The sequence below is a fragment of the Enterobacter sp. A8 genome (genome assembly GCF_004296595.1).
Taxonomy (GTDB): Bacteria; Pseudomonadota; Gammaproteobacteria; order Enterobacterales; family Enterobacteriaceae; genus Enterobacter; species Enterobacter cloacae.
This window is the reverse complement of record NZ_SCMF01000005.1, coordinates 219,103-235,327: the sequence shown is the minus strand read 5'-3', so window position 1 is coordinate 235,327 and position 16,225 is coordinate 219,103. Positions and strand designations below refer to the sequence as shown.

Here is a 16,225-nt window from a genome sequence, read left to right as displayed (position 1 = left end):
TCATGCGTCAGCATCCGTTAGGTATTTACGAAAAAGCGCTGCCGAAATCCCTCACCTGGCCGGAGCGCCTGGTGCTGGCAAAAAGCTGTGGCTTTGATTTTGTTGAAATGTCGGTAGATGAAACGGACGAACGCCTGTCGCGCCTGGCGTGGAGCACCACACAGCGTGCATCGCTGGTGGAAGCGATGCTGGAGACCGGTGTGTCGATCCCCTCCATGTGCCTGTCTGCCCACCGCCGCTTCCCGTTTGGCAGCCGGGACGAAACCGTGCGCGCCCGCGCCCGGGAGATCATGTCCAGCGCCATTAAACTGGCGCGTGATTTGGGTATTCGCACCATCCAGCTGGCCGGGTATGACGTGTATTACGAAGAGCATGATGAAGGCACCCGGCAACGCTTCGCCGAAGGGCTGGCATGGGCGGTCGAGCAGGCCGCCGCCGCGCAGGTGATGGTGGCCGTTGAGATCATGGACACCGCGTTTATGAACTCCATCAGCAAATGGAAAAAGTGGGACGAGATGCTGGCCTCGCCGTGGTTTAGCGTTTACCCGGATGTCGGCAACCTCAGCGCGTGGGGTAACGATGTGGCCGCCGAACTGACGCTGGGCATTGACCGCATCGCGGCAATTCACCTGAAAGATACCCAGCCCGTCACGGCACAAAGCCCAGGACAGTTCCGCGACGTGCCCTTTGGCGAGGGCTGCGTCGATTTCGTTGGCGTGTTTAACACGCTCAATAAGCTGAACTACCGCGGCGCGTTTCTGATTGAAATGTGGACCGAAAAAGCAAAAGAGCCGGTGCTGGAGATTATCCAGGCGCGCCGCTGGATTGAAGCCCGCATGCAGGAAGGAGGCATGACATGTTAGAACAACTCAAAGCCGAGGTGCTGGCAGCCAACCTGGCACTGCCCGCCCACCAGCTGGTGACCTTCACCTGGGGTAACGTCAGCGCGGTGGATCGCGACAGCGGTCTGATGGTGATCAAACCGTCCGGCGTGGAGTATGACGTGATGACGGCGAAGGATATGGTGGTGGTGAATATTGCCACCGGTGAGGTGGTCGAGGGCAGCATGAAACCGTCGTCAGACACGCCTACCCATCTTGCGCTGTACCGTCGCTACCCGGAGATTGGCGGCATCGTCCATACCCATTCCCGCCATGCCACCATCTGGTCTCAGGCAGGTCAGGATCTGCCCGCATGGGGCACGACGCACGCGGACTACTTCTACGGCGCGATCCCCTGCACGCGGCGGATGACCACGGCGGAGATCGCAGGAGACTACGAGTATCAGACCGGTGAAGTGATCATCAAAACCTTTGAAGAGCGCGACATCAGCCCCATGCAGATCCCGGCAGTGCTGGTGCACTCCCACGGACCGTTCGCATGGGGTAAAGATGCCGCCGATGCGGTACACAACGCCGTGGTGCTGGAAGAGTGCGCGTACATGGGCCTGTTTTCGCGCCAGCTTGCGCCGCAGCTTCCGGTTATGCAGCAGGAACTGCTCGACAAACATTATCTGCGCAAGCACGGTGCGCATGCCTATTACGGGCAGTGATCAACCGGAATTAATGTGTTCTTTACAGTACCGCCGTTTCCAGACGGCGGGCGTTAACCCGGTATGCTTCGAAAATATCTGCCGGAAATACCCCACGTCGTTAAAACCGCAGCGGGTGGCCACTTCCGTTAATGACGCTGAGTCATTCAGCAGCATTTTTTCTGCCGCCCTGACGCGCTGGCGATGAATCGCCTCCGTCAGGGTTAAATGAAATGTCCGACGAAACACGCGCCCGAGGTAATCGGCATTACAGTGCAGCGATTTTGCCAGCAGCGAGGTGGAGAGCGGTAAATGAAACTGCGTGCGAATAAGCTGTTTTGCCTTCCAGGCCAGAGCTGCACCGGCCTCATCGGGGCGGTCCTCATACCCTGCTGAGAGGGATATTTGCTGCAAAATCAGTAGCAAAAGCATTTCCAGCGCCACGCTGCGCTGTAATTTTTCCTGCTCGCTGAGGAACTGGCGAAAAAGCGCAATTACCGACGGGACATCCCTCACGCAGCAATGTTGTTCAATGGTCAGCGGAGAAGCCTCCGGCAAAGCAGAAGGCCCAGGTTTCACCTCAAAATGCAGCCAGTAAAATCGCAGATCGGCCGGAAAATCTTCTGTACCCACATGCCGCCGCTTCGGCCAGAGCAATAAACTCTCCCCCGCCTTCACCTCAAAAAGACGGTTCTCCTCCTGGATCGTTAATGTCCCCTTTTCGACGAAAATGATTTCCCACGACGTTAATTTACGCGCCGGGTGGCGACCCACGCCCCGCGAAATAAACAATCCGCCGTTTTGCACTTTAATCGGAAGCGCTATGGATAATTCGAGCATGGATATTCACCATTCCGCTTTTATTGCCGCATTTAATTGACTTATCCATTGATTATTAACAATTAACGTTATAGCTGCCCGATCAAACTCACACTTTCTTCATCAGGTCGGAATCGTCATCTTTTTATACTTTTCCCTTCCCTTGTTGCCCTTTTCGTTCAGTGCAGAATGAATGAGGTACCTTGCACAAATACGATAAAAATCGATTACCGAGGAGTTATCTCATGACTTCCACACCGATTACCGAGTCTGACGTTGCACAACGGGTGAGAGAAGAACGTTTGTCCGTTCGCGAAAAAATTGGCTACGGCCTGGGCGACGCGGGCGGCACGGTCATTACCTGCCTGATAATGAATTTCCTGACCTTTTTCTATACCGATATTTTTGGCCTGACCCCGGCGCTTGTCGGCACGCTGTTTATTGCCCTGCGCGTATTTGACGCGATTTCTGACCCTGTCATGGGCGTGATTGCTGACCGCACCCAAAGCCGATGGGGGCGCTTTCGTCCCTGGCAGCTGTGGGTGGCATTCCCTATTGGCATCATCGGCGTGCTGACCTTCACCGTACCTGAAGCCAGCATGGGCGTGAAGATTGCGTGGGCATTCGGCACCTACCTGCTGCTGTCCGTCGGCTATACCGCCATCAACGTGCCCTACTGTGCGCTGATCAACACCATGACCACCCGCCACAGCGAGGTCATTTCCTGCCAGTCATGGCGCTTTGTGCTGTGCGGCGTTGCGGGATTTTTGGTCTCCGTCGGCCTGCCGTGGCTGGTGGCAGCGCTGGGGCAAGGCAACGCCGCCCGGGGTTATCAGCTGGGCGTTGGCGTCCTGTGCACCCTCGCCATGGTGATGTTTCTCTGCTGCTTCTTCTGGGTCCGTGAACGCGTCCCACTGGCGCTGATGGGTAAATTCACCCTGCGCGAACACCTGGCAGGGCTGCGTAAAAATGACCAGCTGCTGCTGATGCTGGTGATGTCGTTTTTGCTGATCAACGTCTTCAATATCCGTGGTGGCGGATACATGTACTTCATCACCTATGTGCTTCAGGGCAGCACCGCCTACACCTCGCTGTTTTTCACCATGGTGACCTTCGCAGCGATCCTCGGGGCGGTGATCGTCAGCCCCCTCTCTCGCCGTATTGATACGGTCAAACTCTACTACTACACCAACCTGGTGCTCGCCGCGATCGCGGCTGGCATGTGGTTCCTGCCCGGCGGCCCGGCGCATCAGACGCTCTGGCTGATCGTAATTCTGAGTAACGGCGTCATCCTGGGCTTTACCCTGCCGCTGCACTTCTCGCTGATGGCTTTTGCCGACGACTACGGCGAGTGGAAGACCGGCGTGCGATCGTCGGGTATGAACTTCGCCTTCAACCTGTTTTTCATCAAGCTGGCGTGGGCCTCCAGCGCCGGGATCATCAGCCTGGTGTTTATCGCCGTCGCCTATCAGCCGGGAGCGGGTAACCAGACGCCCGCCTCGCTGCAAGGCATTACCGCCATGGAGACGCTGCTCCCTGCCCTTTTCCACCTGCTGCTGGCGGTCTCAATCCGCTGGTGCAGACTCAACAATCCGATGATGTCGCGCATTGCCACCGATTTGCGCCAGCGTCATGTACCGTCCTGAGGAGAACGTGATGTCCATAATGGAAGCCGACCTGCATAACCTGAAAATCAACGATCCGTTTCTTGGCCAGTATCAGCGGCTGGTGCGTGATGTGGTCATCCCCTATCAGTGGGATGCGCTCAACGATCGCGTGGCAGAAGCCGAGCCCAGTCATGCCATCACCAACTTCCGCATTGCGGCAGGTCTTGAAGAAGGTGAGTTCTACGGCATGGTCTTTCAGGACAGTGACGTGGCGAAATGGCTGGAAGCCGTGGCGTGGTCGCTGTGTCAGAAACCCGATGCTGAACTGGAAAAAACCGCCGATGAGGTGATTGAACTGATCGCCGCGGCGCAGTGTGAAGATGGGTATCTCAATACGTACTTCACCGTCAAAGCGCCCGACGAACGCTGGACAAATTTGGCCGAGTGCCACGAGCTTTACTGCGCGGGGCATATGATCGAAGCTGGCGTGGCGTATTTTCAGGGCACCGGAAAACGCCGACTGCTGGAGGTAGTGTGCAAACTGGCAGATCATATCGACACCGTTTTCGGCCCCCGGGAAGGCCAGCTTCACGGCTATCCGGGCCACCCGGAAATCGAGCTGGCGCTGATGCGGCTGTACGACGTTACTGAGGAGCCACGCTACCTGAACCTGGTGAAATACTTCATCGAGGCGCGCGGTACGCACCCTCACTTCTATGATATCGAATACGAGAAGCGCGGCAGAACATCGTACTGGCACACCTACGGCCCGGCATGGATGGTCAAGGACAAAGCTTACAGCCAGGCGCATCAACCGCTTGCTGAACAACAAACAGCGATTGGCCATGCGGTGCGTTTTGTCTACCTGATGGCGGGTATGGCACACCTGGCCCGTCTGAGCAAAGACGACGCAAAACGTCAGGACTGCTTACGCCTGTGGAACAACATGGCGCAGCGCCAGCTGTACATTACTGGCGGGATTGGTTCGCAAAGTAGCGGTGAAGCCTTCAGCAGTGATTACGATCTGCCCAATGATACGGTGTATGCCGAAAGCTGCGCCTCGATTGGCCTGATGATGTTTGCCCGTCGGATGCTGGAGATGGAAGCGGATAGCCGCTACGCCGACGTGATGGAGCGCGCCCTGTACAACACGGTGCTGGGCGGCATGGCGCTGGACGGTAAGCATTTCTTCTATGTTAACCCGCTGGAAGTGCACCCCAGGACGCTGGCCTTTAACCACATCTATGACCACGTCAAACCGGTTCGTCAGCGCTGGTTCGGCTGCGCCTGTTGCCCGCCGAATATCGCCCGCGTGCTGACGTCGCTGGGGCATTACATTTACACCGTTCGCCCGGATGCGCTTTTCATTAATCTCTACGTAGGGAATGAGGTCACCATCCCTGTGGGCGATGAGACGTTTAAGCTGCGGATCAGCGGTAATTATCCGTGGCAGGAAGAGGTCAACATTGAGATCGCCTCGCCCGTACCGGTAACGCACACCCTGGCCCTGCGACTGCCGGACTGGTGCGCAAATCCTCACGTGTCGCTGAACGGAGAAGGCATGACGGGCGAGGTATCACGGGGCTATCTTCACCTCACCCGTCGCTGGCAGGAGGGCGATACGCTCACGCTAACCTTACCGATGCCGGTCCGCCGCGTGTACGGTCACCCACAGGTTCGTCAGCAGGCCGGAAAGGTCGCGCTGCAGCGCGGTCCGCTGGTCTACTGCCTGGAAGAAGCCGACAATGGCGCCAACCTGCATAATCTTGCCCTGCCTGCCGTCAGTGAATTCCGGGTTTTCGAGGGTAAAGGAATTTTCGCTCATAAGATGCTGATTCAGGCGGAAGGTGTCACGCATGACGCCGCAGAAGCGGGATCGGAGGCGTTATGGCAGTACGACCGTCCTGCGGTGCAACGTCAACCCAAAACGTTGACCTTTATTCCGTGGTTTAGCTGGGCTAACCGGGGAGAAGGGGAAATGCGCATTTGGGTGGATGAGGACTGAATATCTGCGGCCTGATGCCCTCACCCCAACCCTCTCCCACGGGAGAGGGATCGTTAAGGCAGCACGCGACGCGCTGCCTCAGCAAGAAAAGCGCTTCGGTTACTAAACTGCGGATGCTCATTCACAAAAGAATCAATTTTCACCAGCAATCGACGAGGCAGGGTGATATTGATACGCTCGGCCTTACCGTCGAATTGCTTCATATTGATATCTACAAGCAACCATTGTCCGCCGATAAAATCACCCGGTGTGGCTTCAAGATGTGCTTCAACATTGCCAGGGAGAGGTAACTCTTCATCCATTTCAAATAGCGCTTCGAAGTGAGCTGTCAGTGCATCACGTGCATCCTGAAAAGCATCATCCAGAGAATTGCCGGCAAAAAAACAACCAGGAACGTCAGGAAAAAAACCGCTGGCGCTACCGTCGGGATCAGAATGAATGTAAGCCGGATAAAACATAACTACTCCTGATATCAGTGTTTGATTCCCGCCTGCCGCCAGATTTGCGCGAGGGTGCCGGGTTTTATGTCCTTTTTGGGATGTGGAACGGTCACCAACCCCGCATGCACTGGGTGGCGAAACTGATGATGGCTTCCTTTCGTTCTTACACATTTCCAGCCATGCCTGACCAGAACAGTAATGACATCCGCACTTTTCACATTCCAATCCTTCCATGATTATACGCATCATACACACCATCGCTACTGGTGCAGATGACAATAGACGAAAGGAAATGCAAACGCAGCCGGGTTTTGTCTGAACAGGAAGGAGCAACGCAAAAAGAAAGGCGGAACAGGTAAATTGCAGATCGAAATACAGGCGCTATCACAACGCCGGGTAAGGCGAAGCCGCCACCCGGCGTTACAGCATCAGAAGCGCCAGCTCAGCCCGGTCATCAGCGCGAAGCTGTCGTCGCGGTCGATCATCGGGCTGTTCTTCACGTCGTCAGGCAATACGGTATAAACCGCGCTGGCGTTAAGGAACAGGTTCTGGGTTAACTGATATTTTGCCGCCAGACCCACGTATGGCGTCCAGCTGTCACCGGCGGCGTATTCATTGAGACCTGAGCGGCGAGACTCGCTGCCGGAAACCCCGTAGTAGTAGTCGTTATAGCTCTCGTCACTGTAGAAAATGCCCACAGATGGCGTCAGCGTGAGGCGTTCCATGCGGATGGGGCGGAAGTACGAAATCTCACCGACTACGCCACCGCTTTCATCCATCGCATCGCCGGAAACGGCCACTTTCAGCGAGCCCCAGTTTTCATGGCGGTAATAGGCGCCACCCAGGAATGCAGACGCTTTACGCTCATCCAGATGTTTCATCTGAGGGTCGTCGTTATCGTCGGGATCAAAATGCAGCGGCATCCACGACGCGGTCAGGCTAAATTCATTTTTTTCGTCTTTCCACAGGATCCATCCACCTGTGGTCTGGCGCACATAGAATCGGTCACCTTCATAGCTAATTAACGGAACCGCGGTGGTATTTTCATTATACCCTTTATAAGGTGACTCATTAAATACAGCCCCCGCGCCAAGTGAAAAGTCACCGGCCATTGCGGATGAGGTCGCAAATAACGTGGCAGCGATGAGTAAATTGTTTTTAATAGTCATTCCATGTAATCCATTTAAACGCCGAACAAGCGAGGCGAATAATAATGGTTACAAATTTGCGTATGCAACGCCGCTGTTTATATAATATTATATATAAAATCATATAGATGGGTGGGCATGATGAATAAATTACAACTAAAACCCCGTGAATTAAAAATAATTTCCGTCATCGCCGCCACCCACAGCATTGGCGACGCCGCCGCCCTGCTGGGCATGGCACAGGCCAACGTCAGTAAATATCTTTCTGATTTTGAAACACGAGTCGGTCTCAAGGTCTTTGAACGCACCACCCGTCAGCTTGCGCTAACGCAGTTTGGTGAGGCCTTGCTTCCTTACGTGAACGCCACGCTGGATAAAAATAGTCAGCTTATTAATTTTATTGCCGATTATAAGCATGAAAAGCGTGGAAAGGTGACGATTTACGCCCCGACAGGCATCGTGACCTATCTCTCTCGTCATGTGATCCACCAGATAAAAGATATTGGCGATATTCGTATTTCGCTGAAAACATACAATCTGGATCGCAATGAATTTTCTGAGGGGGTGACCTTTCCGGATGACTGCGATATTTTAATTACCTATGCTCAGCCGAAAGATGAAAGTCTGGTCGCAAGTGTATTAACCCAATATTCCGTTACCGCCTTCGCGACCGAAGAGTATTTAAATCAGCACCCGTTAAACGGCCCGGAAGATTTAATTCATCACTCCTGTATTCTAATCGACTCCATGCTGGTGGATGATGCTAACATCTGGCGGTTCCGCGTTCATGGCAGTGATGATGTACAGGATTACCGGGTTACCGGGAATTATATTTGCGACAATACGCAAACTGCCCTGGAGCTGGCGAGGAATAATCTCGGTATCGTCTTTGCGCCGAAAGAGAGCCTGAGAAAAGAGTTAAAAAATGGTTCACTGGTTCCCTGCTTCCCGCATCAGGAAGAGTGGTGGCTGGATCTGACGGCCATCTTCCGCAAGCGTGAATACCAGCCATGGCGCGTGCAATATGTTCTGGATGGCGTCCTGAATAATCTTCGCCAGCAAATAGCTCAGGCCGCCCACGGACGGCCTGAGCTGGATGACTAGAACAGCCCCAGCGGTTTATCGGAGTAGCTGACCAGCAGGCATTTCGTCTGCTGATAATGCTCCAGCATCATTTTGTGCGTTTCACGCCCGATGCCTGACTGCTTATAGCCCCCAAAGGCCGCGTGCGCCGGGTAGGCGTGATAACAGTTGGTCCATACGCGTCCGGCCTGGATCCCCCGGCCCATTTTATACGCCAGATTGCCGTTGCGGCTCCAGACGCCTGCCCCCAGGCCATACGGCGTATCGTTGGCAATCTCCAGCGCCTCCTCCATCGTTTTGAAGGTGGTCACGGCCAGCACCGGTCCAAAAATTTCCTCCTGGAAAACGCGCATATTGTTTTTGCCAGACAGAATGGTCGGCTCAAGGTAATACCCTTCCTGCAGATCGCCACCGAGCACTTTACGGCGTCCACCAGTCAGGACATCCGCCCCTTCTTTTTTGCCGATATCAATGTAATTGAGGATGGTTTCCAGCTGTCCATGCGACACCTGCGCGCCCATCTGCGTCACGTTATCTAGCGGGTTACCGCTACGGATCGACTCCACGCGGCGAATGGCCCGTTCCATAAAGCGCTCATAGATGGACTCCTGGACCAGCGCGCGGCTTGGACAGGTGCAGACTTCGCCCTGGTTAAAGGCAAACAGCGCAAACCCTTCCAGCGCTTTTTCGAAGAAGGCGTCCTCTTCCGCCATTACGTCCTCGAAGAAGATGTTTGGGGATTTTCCGCCCAGCTCCAGCGTCACCGGAATGATGTTCTGGGTGGCGTACTGCATGATCTGCTGACCCACTTCCGTCGAGCCGGTAAACGCCACTTTGGCGATGCGTTTTGAGGTCGCCAGATATTCCCCAATCTCCCCCCCGGCCCCGTTGACCACGTTAATCACACCCGGGGGCAGCAGGTCACCGATAATGTCCATCAGCAGCAGTACTGAAAGCGGCGTTAAGCGGGCCGGTTTCAGCACAATGCAGTTCCCGGCCGCCAGCGCGGGCGCCATTTTCCAGCTCGCCATCAGCAACGGGAAGTTCCACGGGATAATCTGCCCCACCACGCCCAGCGGCTCGTGGAAGTGATACGCCACGGTGTCGCTATCGACTTCACTGATTCCCCCCTCCTGAGCACGAATACAGGAGGCAAAATAGCGGAAGTGGTCAATCGCCAGCGGCACATCGGCCGCCATCGTTTCACGGATCGGCTTGCCGTTATCCCAGGTTTCTGCCGTCGCCAGCAGCTCAAGATTTTGCTCCATCCGGTCGGCAATTTTGAACAGGATCGCCGCCCTGTCCTGCACGGAAGTCTGTCCCCATTTATCTTTGGCTTTATGCGCCGCATCCAGCGCCAGATCGATATCGCGCTTGCCTGAGCTGGCTATCTCACACAGCGGCTGGCCGGTGACGGGGGTCAGGTTGGAATAGTATTCGCCGTCGACGGGTGCCACCCAGTCGCCGCCAATAAAGTTGTCATAACGGGGTTTTAGCTTGAGAGGGAAACCGTACTCGCCTGGCTGAATGCGTGAAGAGGGAGGATTGTTTGTCATGACCGTCTCCTTGCTGTTGGTGTACAACAAGGGTAGTACCGGCTGGTGATTTTATCGCCAGCCGGGAGTGGTGTTTACGACAGGGGTCACGCTGTTTCTGGAAAGAGCAACGAATCCCGTAATAAATGGTCGTTACCGCGACGGCGGGTAAAACCGATGCGGTTGAAATATTCCAGGATCTGAATGGCAAGCTTACGCCCCACGTTCAGACGATCGCGGAAATCAGCCGCACAGGTGGAGCCTCGCGCCTGATCCAGTTCGCGGATCAGACTGGCAAACGCGACGATACGATCGTTGCGGTAATAACGATCTTTCACGATCGCAACGATGAGCCCCTGCTGCGCGGCATGGCGCAATACCTGGCGCATCACCTGCTCATCGGTATTCGTTTCACGGGCGAGATCGCGAACCCACCAGGGCTCATCGCCAAACAGAGGGGCCGCTTTTTGCCAGATTGCCTCTTGCTCTGCGGTGAAGCCGGCTTTGTGATCCGGCAGATGCAGCCAGCCGTGGTGGCTTTTGATCACGCCGCTTTCACGCATGTTTTCTATCAGCAACAGCACCAGCGCATCGTCTTCCATTGGCAGCGCCATACGACGCAGGCGCTCGCGCCCCGGGCCAGGTTCATCCTGATGCTGTTCATGGTAGGTGGCGAGCGTGTTTAACACTTTTCGCTGCCAGCACGCCGCAACCGGCGCGTTCAGCAGGTTATTACCGGCCTGGATAAATCCCGGCTGCTGGGTCAGCGGGAGTAGGCCTTCGTTGCTGAGCTGTCGTGCCCAGGCGAAGTCGGTCAGGTTCACCGCACCGCGTTCAAGATGCACCTCCAGCGCAGCCTTATCGTTACTGGCCTGCGCCAGTGCCGACAGCCACTGCAAATACTCCGGTTTACGCTTCCCGCGACGCGGCGGGTTGAGCGTCACCACCCGCGCCCCGGCCAGCGTTTCTCGCGCCGAAATATCACGCAGCACCAGACGGTCATTATCTGCCAGCCAGAGTGGCGTATCGAAAACCAGTTCAGCGAGATCGTTTTCCAGCAGCGACACGCGCCCGGTGATATGGCTGGCCGCATGGTGGATATGCAGCGGCTGCCACTGGCTGAGCGGGATATGCGTCTGCAGGGAGACAATCACCCGCTCAGACGGTTCTGGTGGCGCCTCAGACAGCAGCCAGTCGCCGCGGTTTAGCTGCGCTTTCTCCGCATCGCCGGCAATATTGAGGGCGATACGCTGCCCGGCATGGGCATGATCAACGGGCTGGTTTTGTGCATGCAACCCGCGCACCCGCATCGGCTTGTTAATACCCGTCAGCCATACGGTATCGCCCACCTTCACTTCCCCACTCAGGGCAGTACCGGTCACCACCAGACCCGCACCTTTAACGGTAAACGCCCTGTCGATGGCCAGACGAAAGCGATGATGGCTGGCATGTTCCCGCGACGAAAGCTGCTGCAAATGGTGGCGAAGTGCGTCGATCCCGCGCCCTTCTGTGGCGACTGTTTCAAACAGCGCAGCATCGGTAAAGCCATATTCGCGCAACGTGGCCTCCACCGCCTCGCGCACCTCGTTAATACGCGTCGCGTCCACACGATCGGCTTTGGTCAGCGCCACGGTTAGCTGTGGGTTGCCCGTCAACTGCAGGATCGCCAGGTGTTCACGCGTTTGCGCCATAACGCCGTCATCACAGGCCACCACCAGCAGGGCATGGTCAATACCTCCGACCCCCGCCAGCATGTTGGAAAGAAACTTTTCGTGTCCGGGGACGTCAATAAAGCCCAGCACGCGGCCATCGGGCTGCGGCCAGTAGGCATAACCCAGATCGATGGTCATACCGCGCTTTTTCTCTTCCGGCAGGCGATCGGCATTCACGCCCGTGATGGCCTGCAACAAGGTGGTTTTTCCGTGGTCAACATGACCGGCGGTGGCAATAATCATTTCAACAGCATCTCCAGAAATCGCTCTTCATCTTCAAGACAGCGTAGATCCAGCCACATTCGGCCATCGTAAATTCGCCCGATAACCGGCGTAGGCAGAGCACGCCAGCGCGCAGAGAGCGCATCAAGCCTGCTGCCGCGGCCATCGCGCGGGGTGAAGGTCAGGGCCGCGCTGGGCAGCCGATCCACCGGTAACGAGCCACTGCCAATTTGCGACTGGCAGGACTCAATGCGCACGTCGAAATCGGCGTAATGCGACGCGACATTCGGCAACAGTAACTCGGCCTGCGCGCGAATCGAGGCGGCATCACGCGTTAACAGACGCAGCGTTGGCAGGCGTTCCGCCAGTTTCTCCGGGTGGAGATAGAGCCGCAGTGTCGCGTCCAGCGCAGCAAGCGTCATTTTATCGGCACGCAGGGCGCGCTTCAGCGGATGCTGCTGCAGTTTCGCAATCAATTCACGCTTACCGACGATGATCCCGGCCTGCGGCCCGCCCAGCAGCTTATCACCAGAAAAACTGACCAGGCTAACGCCCGCCGCAATCATCTCCTGCACCATCGGCTCTTTCGGCAGACCATACTGGCTCAGATCCACCAGCGAGCCGCTGCCGAGATCGGCAACGACCGGCACATTCAGCTCCTGGCCTATCGCCGCCAGCTCGGCCTCTTCAACGGTTTTAGTGAACCCTTCGATATGATAATTACTGGTGTGGACCTTCATCAGCAGGGCGGTGTTTTCATTAACCGCCGCACGGTAATCATTCGCATGGGTCCGGTTAGTGGTACCCACTTCCTGCAGGGTACAGCCCGCCTGGCGCATCACGTCCGGGATGCGAAACGCGCCGCCAATCTCCACCAGTTCGCCGCGCGAGACGACCACCTCTTTGCCGCTGGCGGTCGCTGCCAGCATCAACAGGACCGCCGCCGCGTTGTTATTCACAATGCAGGCATCTTCAGCACCGGTGAGCTGGCAAAGCAGATCCGCCAGGGCCCGATCACGATGCCCGCGTCCTGCACCGTCGAGATCGTACTCCAGCGTGACAGGCGAACGCATGGCCTGCGTTACGGCATCTACCGCCTCTTCCGCCTGCTGCGCACGCCCGAGATTGGTATGCAGGACTGTCCCCGTCAGGTTAATCACCGGGCGCAACGCGCTTTGCCCTTTCTCAACCAGCCTCTGTTCCAGCTCCTGCTCCCACGCCACGCACCAGCCGGGCAAGGCATTTTCTGCCTGAATATGGCGCCGGGCCTCGTCCTGAAGCAGACGTAACATCTCAACCGTCGCGGTATGGCCGAACCGCTCAACAGCGGAATGAATAAGGGGTTCTCGAAGGAGTCGGTCGGTAGCGGGGATCTGGCTGTACAGGGAGTGATGAGTAGTCATGAAAGCGCCTGGCGAGTAAATATCATCCCCCCTCCCGACGGGAGAGGGAGTTAACATGTGGAGGGATTGTACCGCCTCCTGACGCGAAGTGTTATAACCCGCGTCAAGCCTTTGGCGGTTCGGTACGGGCGAAGCTCTCGCGCTGGAAGAGCGTTTCGGCGAGCTTCACCAGCAGCGGACGGTCGACGCACCAGCCAGGGGAGACGCGACGAAAGTTGAGATAACCAATGGCGCAGGCGATAGCGATCGTCGCCAGATTCAGGCTATCCGTTGCTATTTTGCCCTCCTGGATGAGCTGCTCGCACCTGTCCAGGCTGCGGCTGATTTTCTCACGCTGGCGCAGCAGCTCCGTTTCCGACTGCTGAGCAACGGGCCTTGCCTGCTCGCGCACGGAAGTTAACGCCGCATCCATGATGCCATCGGCCAGCGCTTCAATTTGCTTCACTGCCAGGGCCGCCTTCGGATCTGCCGGTAACATGGCTGGCGCAACGCCGAGCAGCTCGATGTACTCAGCGATAATCGGGGAATCAAACCAGTATTCGCCCTCGTCCGTTACCAGCGCCGGGACTTTCCCCAGCGGGTTGTACTGCGCAACGCCGTTTTCGGCGTTGTAGGGCTGTTCATTAACGAATTCAAATTCAATCCCTTTCTCCAGCAGGAGAATCGAGATCTTTCGCACGAAGGGACTGGTGTAGCTGCCGATGAGTTTCATTGCCTGATCCTTGATGCCAGAAAAAGTCAGTATGGATCAAGCGCTGAAAAAAGGGCAGGTATGCATGTCGCATTCCTGCCCGGCGAGGATTAATGATCAAGATAGAGATAGTGCATCCAGCTGGTCATGCGCAGCAGGACTTTACGCATCACCGAGACGTGCGCGAAATGGTCGGAATAGACCGCCACCTGCGCGTAAATACCGTCCGGCAACGCATCAACGTCGGCGTTAGGCTCCAGTTCTATCAGCGCCTGCACGCCATCCGTTCCCGGTGTTACCGTTAGCGATTGCAGTGCCCCCTGCGCCTGATATGAGCCCCCAGGCACCACCGGCAGAATGCTGGTGAGCTTGCCGGAGAAGACCTGCCCCGGCAGGGCGTTAAACACCACTTCCGCTTCATCGCCCGGCTTCAGACGCAGCAGCGAGTTCTGACGGAACTGAGCCACAATCTGGCGTTTCTGTTCAGGAATAAAGACCATGACCGGGCGCAGCGGCAGCGCGGCGGCATACGTCCCCGGGCGAATCAGCACCTGGGTGATGTAGCCATTACTCGGCGCACGTACCACGGTCTGATCCAGGTTGTATTTGGCTTCGGCCAGCTGGGCGCGTAAAGAGGCAATCTGCGACTGTTCGCCGTTCACCATGCTGTCTAACTGGCTTTTGATCTGCGTCTGTTCCGCCACTGAACCTTTTACCAGCGCGTCCTGAGCCAGATAGTTCTGCCGCGCGTTGTCGATATCGCTCTCAGAGAACGGGTTTACCTTCGCCTGGCTGCCTTTGAGATAGCGCTGGTAATCTTTATACAGACGGTCCCGCTCGGCGGACACGCGCGTGGTGTTGGCTACTGCTTCCGACAACTGCGCTTTGAGCACGTCGATATTGTGCGTCGCGGTCACCAGGTCGGCCTGCAGTCTGTCGACCCGTGCCTGATAGCGGCCCGGGTCAAGTTTAAATAACACTTCGCCTTTTTTAATAAGCTGGTTATTTTTATCAGTGACTTCGCTGACCACGCCGGTCACCTGCGGCGTAATCGGAATGGAAATAACCGCTTTTTGCGCCGTAAACGTATACGGGTGGTTATAGTTCATTAATAAAATAAGGCCCGCCACAATAAATACCCCACCTAATGTGGCGGTGGCGAGCGTCCACTGGTTGACCGGAATACGGAATATTTTAAAAATCGCCCAGGCAAACGCCACGTAGGTCAAAATAATCAACAGATCCATAATTAGCGCTCCAGCGTTTTCGTATCAGCAGTGGGCTGTACCGCTGCCAGCTTTTGTTCTAATTCGGCCACGCGTTTGGCCAGCGCATCCATACCCGGCACCTCATCAGGTTTGGTGATGTGGTTTTGCATGCCCCAACCGCGATCTTCCCGGTACAGCGTGGCCCAGATCCACAGGAACGGCCAGATGGCATGGAGCGTAAACAGGCTAATCCAGCCCGCCGTGTGGATTGCATCGGCATGGGGATGATTACGCTTTTTGGCCATGTTATAGGGGATGTCATGAATGGCGATGATTCCGTAAAACAGAACCAGAAAAACAAAAATCAATACGCCCAGCGCAAAATAGTTGAGAAACATATTCTCCTCACTTAAACAACGTCAACTCATTAAATTAATAAAACAGTACGCAACCTAATTAATTTATTTTTAAATATAAAAGGTAGACTGGTTATTTCAGAGCCGGGGAGTATCGGTTTTTATAATATCTCCATGCAAGTTTATAAACGTGTCAAAATATATCCTGAATAATAATATACTTAACCTTACATTATGAGCGTAATCCACGTTTTCGCTTTTCGCCATACCACACATGAAAAGTGGTTTTTTAGCTTTGCGTGTTGCCCAGAACCATCGTGACGCTCATTCGTCAGGCAGAATTTGCCGCCGATCACAGCCGGAGAAATCCGTATAAAAATTTTTTGTGAATTAAATCACAACTCAGAAACAAACTCGCGACAACTAAATGTGATACATCTCACAAAAACAGGGGTGTTTTGCCGA

The 16,225-nt window shown here is 55.7% G+C and carries 15 protein-coding genes; 5 read left to right on the top strand and 10 right to left on the bottom strand.

The features are described from left to right. The first annotated feature begins 2 nt into the window (after positions 1–2). Both EQV24_RS19110 and araD read left to right on the top strand, forming a co-directional pair. Entirely contained in the window at positions 3–863 is an 861-nt protein-coding gene (locus EQV24_RS19110; RefSeq protein WP_020686527.1) for an L-ribulose-5-phosphate 3-epimerase, read from the top strand. Then, positions 857–1,552: an L-ribulose-5-phosphate 4-epimerase gene (araD, locus tag EQV24_RS19105; RefSeq protein WP_058661803.1), complete on the top strand. Its 696-nt coding sequence runs from the start codon at positions 857–859 to the stop codon at positions 1,550–1,552. The genes EQV24_RS19110 and araD overlap by 7 nt, the downstream gene beginning before the upstream one ends. On the opposite strand, the gene EQV24_RS19100 is transcribed toward araD, so the two are convergent. Then, on the bottom strand, positions 1,553–2,371 hold the full coding sequence (locus EQV24_RS19100; protein WP_020686525.1) for a helix-turn-helix domain-containing protein: 819 nt from the start codon (positions 2,369–2,371) through the stop codon (positions 1,553–1,555). A 224-nt stretch (positions 2,372–2,595) separates the two neighbouring features. On the opposite strand from EQV24_RS19100, the gene EQV24_RS19095 reads away from it, so the two are divergent. After that, positions 2,596–3,996, top strand: a complete 1,401-nt coding sequence (locus tag EQV24_RS19095; protein WP_130626939.1) for an MFS transporter — start codon at positions 2,596–2,598, stop codon at positions 3,994–3,996. Between the two features lie 10 nt (positions 3,997–4,006). Then, positions 4,007–5,962 (top strand): glycoside hydrolase family 127 protein, encoded by a 1,956-nt coding sequence (locus EQV24_RS19090; RefSeq protein WP_130626938.1) that lies wholly within the window; start codon positions 4,007–4,009, stop codon positions 5,960–5,962. A 53-nt stretch (positions 5,963–6,015) separates the two neighbouring features. Here the strand turns inward: EQV24_RS19090 and EQV24_RS19085 are convergent, their stop codons facing one another. The 3 genes from EQV24_RS19085 to EQV24_RS19075 all read right to left on the bottom strand — a co-directional run bounded on the left by EQV24_RS19085 (position 6,016) and on the right by EQV24_RS19075 (position 7,571). Next, on the bottom strand, positions 6,016–6,420 hold the full coding sequence (locus EQV24_RS19085) for a type II toxin-antitoxin system HicB family antitoxin (protein ID WP_013094943.1): 405 nt from the start codon (positions 6,418–6,420) through the stop codon (positions 6,016–6,018). Between the two features lie 14 nt (positions 6,421–6,434). Further along, complete coding sequence (locus tag EQV24_RS19080) at positions 6,435–6,620, bottom strand: type II toxin-antitoxin system HicA family toxin (RefSeq protein ID WP_071843252.1); 186 nt, start codon at positions 6,618–6,620, stop codon at positions 6,435–6,437. 210 nt (positions 6,621–6,830) lie between these two features. Beyond that, positions 6,831–7,571, bottom strand: coding sequence for a MipA/OmpV family protein (locus EQV24_RS19075; RefSeq protein ID WP_013094942.1), 741 nt, complete (start codon positions 7,569–7,571; stop codon positions 6,831–6,833). A 117-nt stretch (positions 7,572–7,688) separates the two neighbouring features. Between EQV24_RS19075 and EQV24_RS19070 the strand changes: the two genes are divergently transcribed. Continuing rightward, the gene (locus EQV24_RS19070; protein WP_061771396.1) at positions 7,689–8,654 is read left to right on the top strand and encodes a LysR family transcriptional regulator; all 966 of its coding nucleotides are present in this window, start codon (positions 7,689–7,691) and stop codon (positions 8,652–8,654) included. On the opposite strand, the gene EQV24_RS19065 is transcribed toward EQV24_RS19070, so the two are convergent. The 6 genes from EQV24_RS19065 to EQV24_RS19040 all read right to left on the bottom strand — a co-directional run bounded on the left by EQV24_RS19065 (position 8,651) and on the right by EQV24_RS19040 (position 15,802). Next, entirely contained in the window at positions 8,651–10,189 is a 1,539-nt protein-coding gene (locus EQV24_RS19065; protein WP_094084293.1) for an aldehyde dehydrogenase family protein, read from the bottom strand. The two genes, EQV24_RS19070 and EQV24_RS19065, sit on opposite strands and share 4 nt — an antisense overlap. Positions 10,190–10,275: 86 nt before the next feature. Then, positions 10,276–12,123 carry a selenocysteine-specific translation elongation factor gene (gene selB / locus EQV24_RS19060; RefSeq protein ID WP_130626937.1) on the bottom strand — a complete coding sequence of 616 codons (1,848 nt, stop codon included), beginning with the start codon at positions 12,121–12,123 and terminating at the stop codon, positions 10,276–10,278. Then, on the bottom strand, positions 12,120–13,505 hold the full coding sequence (gene selA / locus EQV24_RS19055; RefSeq protein WP_130626936.1) for an L-seryl-tRNA(Sec) selenium transferase: 1,386 nt from the start codon (positions 13,503–13,505) through the stop codon (positions 12,120–12,122). The genes selB and selA overlap by 4 nt, the downstream gene beginning before the upstream one ends. 103 nt (positions 13,506–13,608) lie before the next feature. After that, complete coding sequence (locus tag EQV24_RS19050; RefSeq protein ID WP_013094937.1) at positions 13,609–14,217, bottom strand: glutathione S-transferase; 609 nt, start codon at positions 14,215–14,217, stop codon at positions 13,609–13,611. An 89-nt stretch (positions 14,218–14,306) separates the two neighbouring features. After that, positions 14,307–15,443, bottom strand: coding sequence for an HlyD family secretion protein (locus EQV24_RS19045; RefSeq protein ID WP_013094936.1), 1,137 nt, complete (start codon positions 15,441–15,443; stop codon positions 14,307–14,309). A gap of 2 nt (positions 15,444–15,445) precedes the next feature. Then, the gene (locus tag EQV24_RS19040; RefSeq protein WP_013094935.1) at positions 15,446–15,802 is read right to left on the bottom strand and encodes a DUF3302 domain-containing protein; all 357 of its coding nucleotides are present in this window, start codon (positions 15,800–15,802) and stop codon (positions 15,446–15,448) included. Positions 15,803–16,225 lie beyond the last annotated feature (423 nt).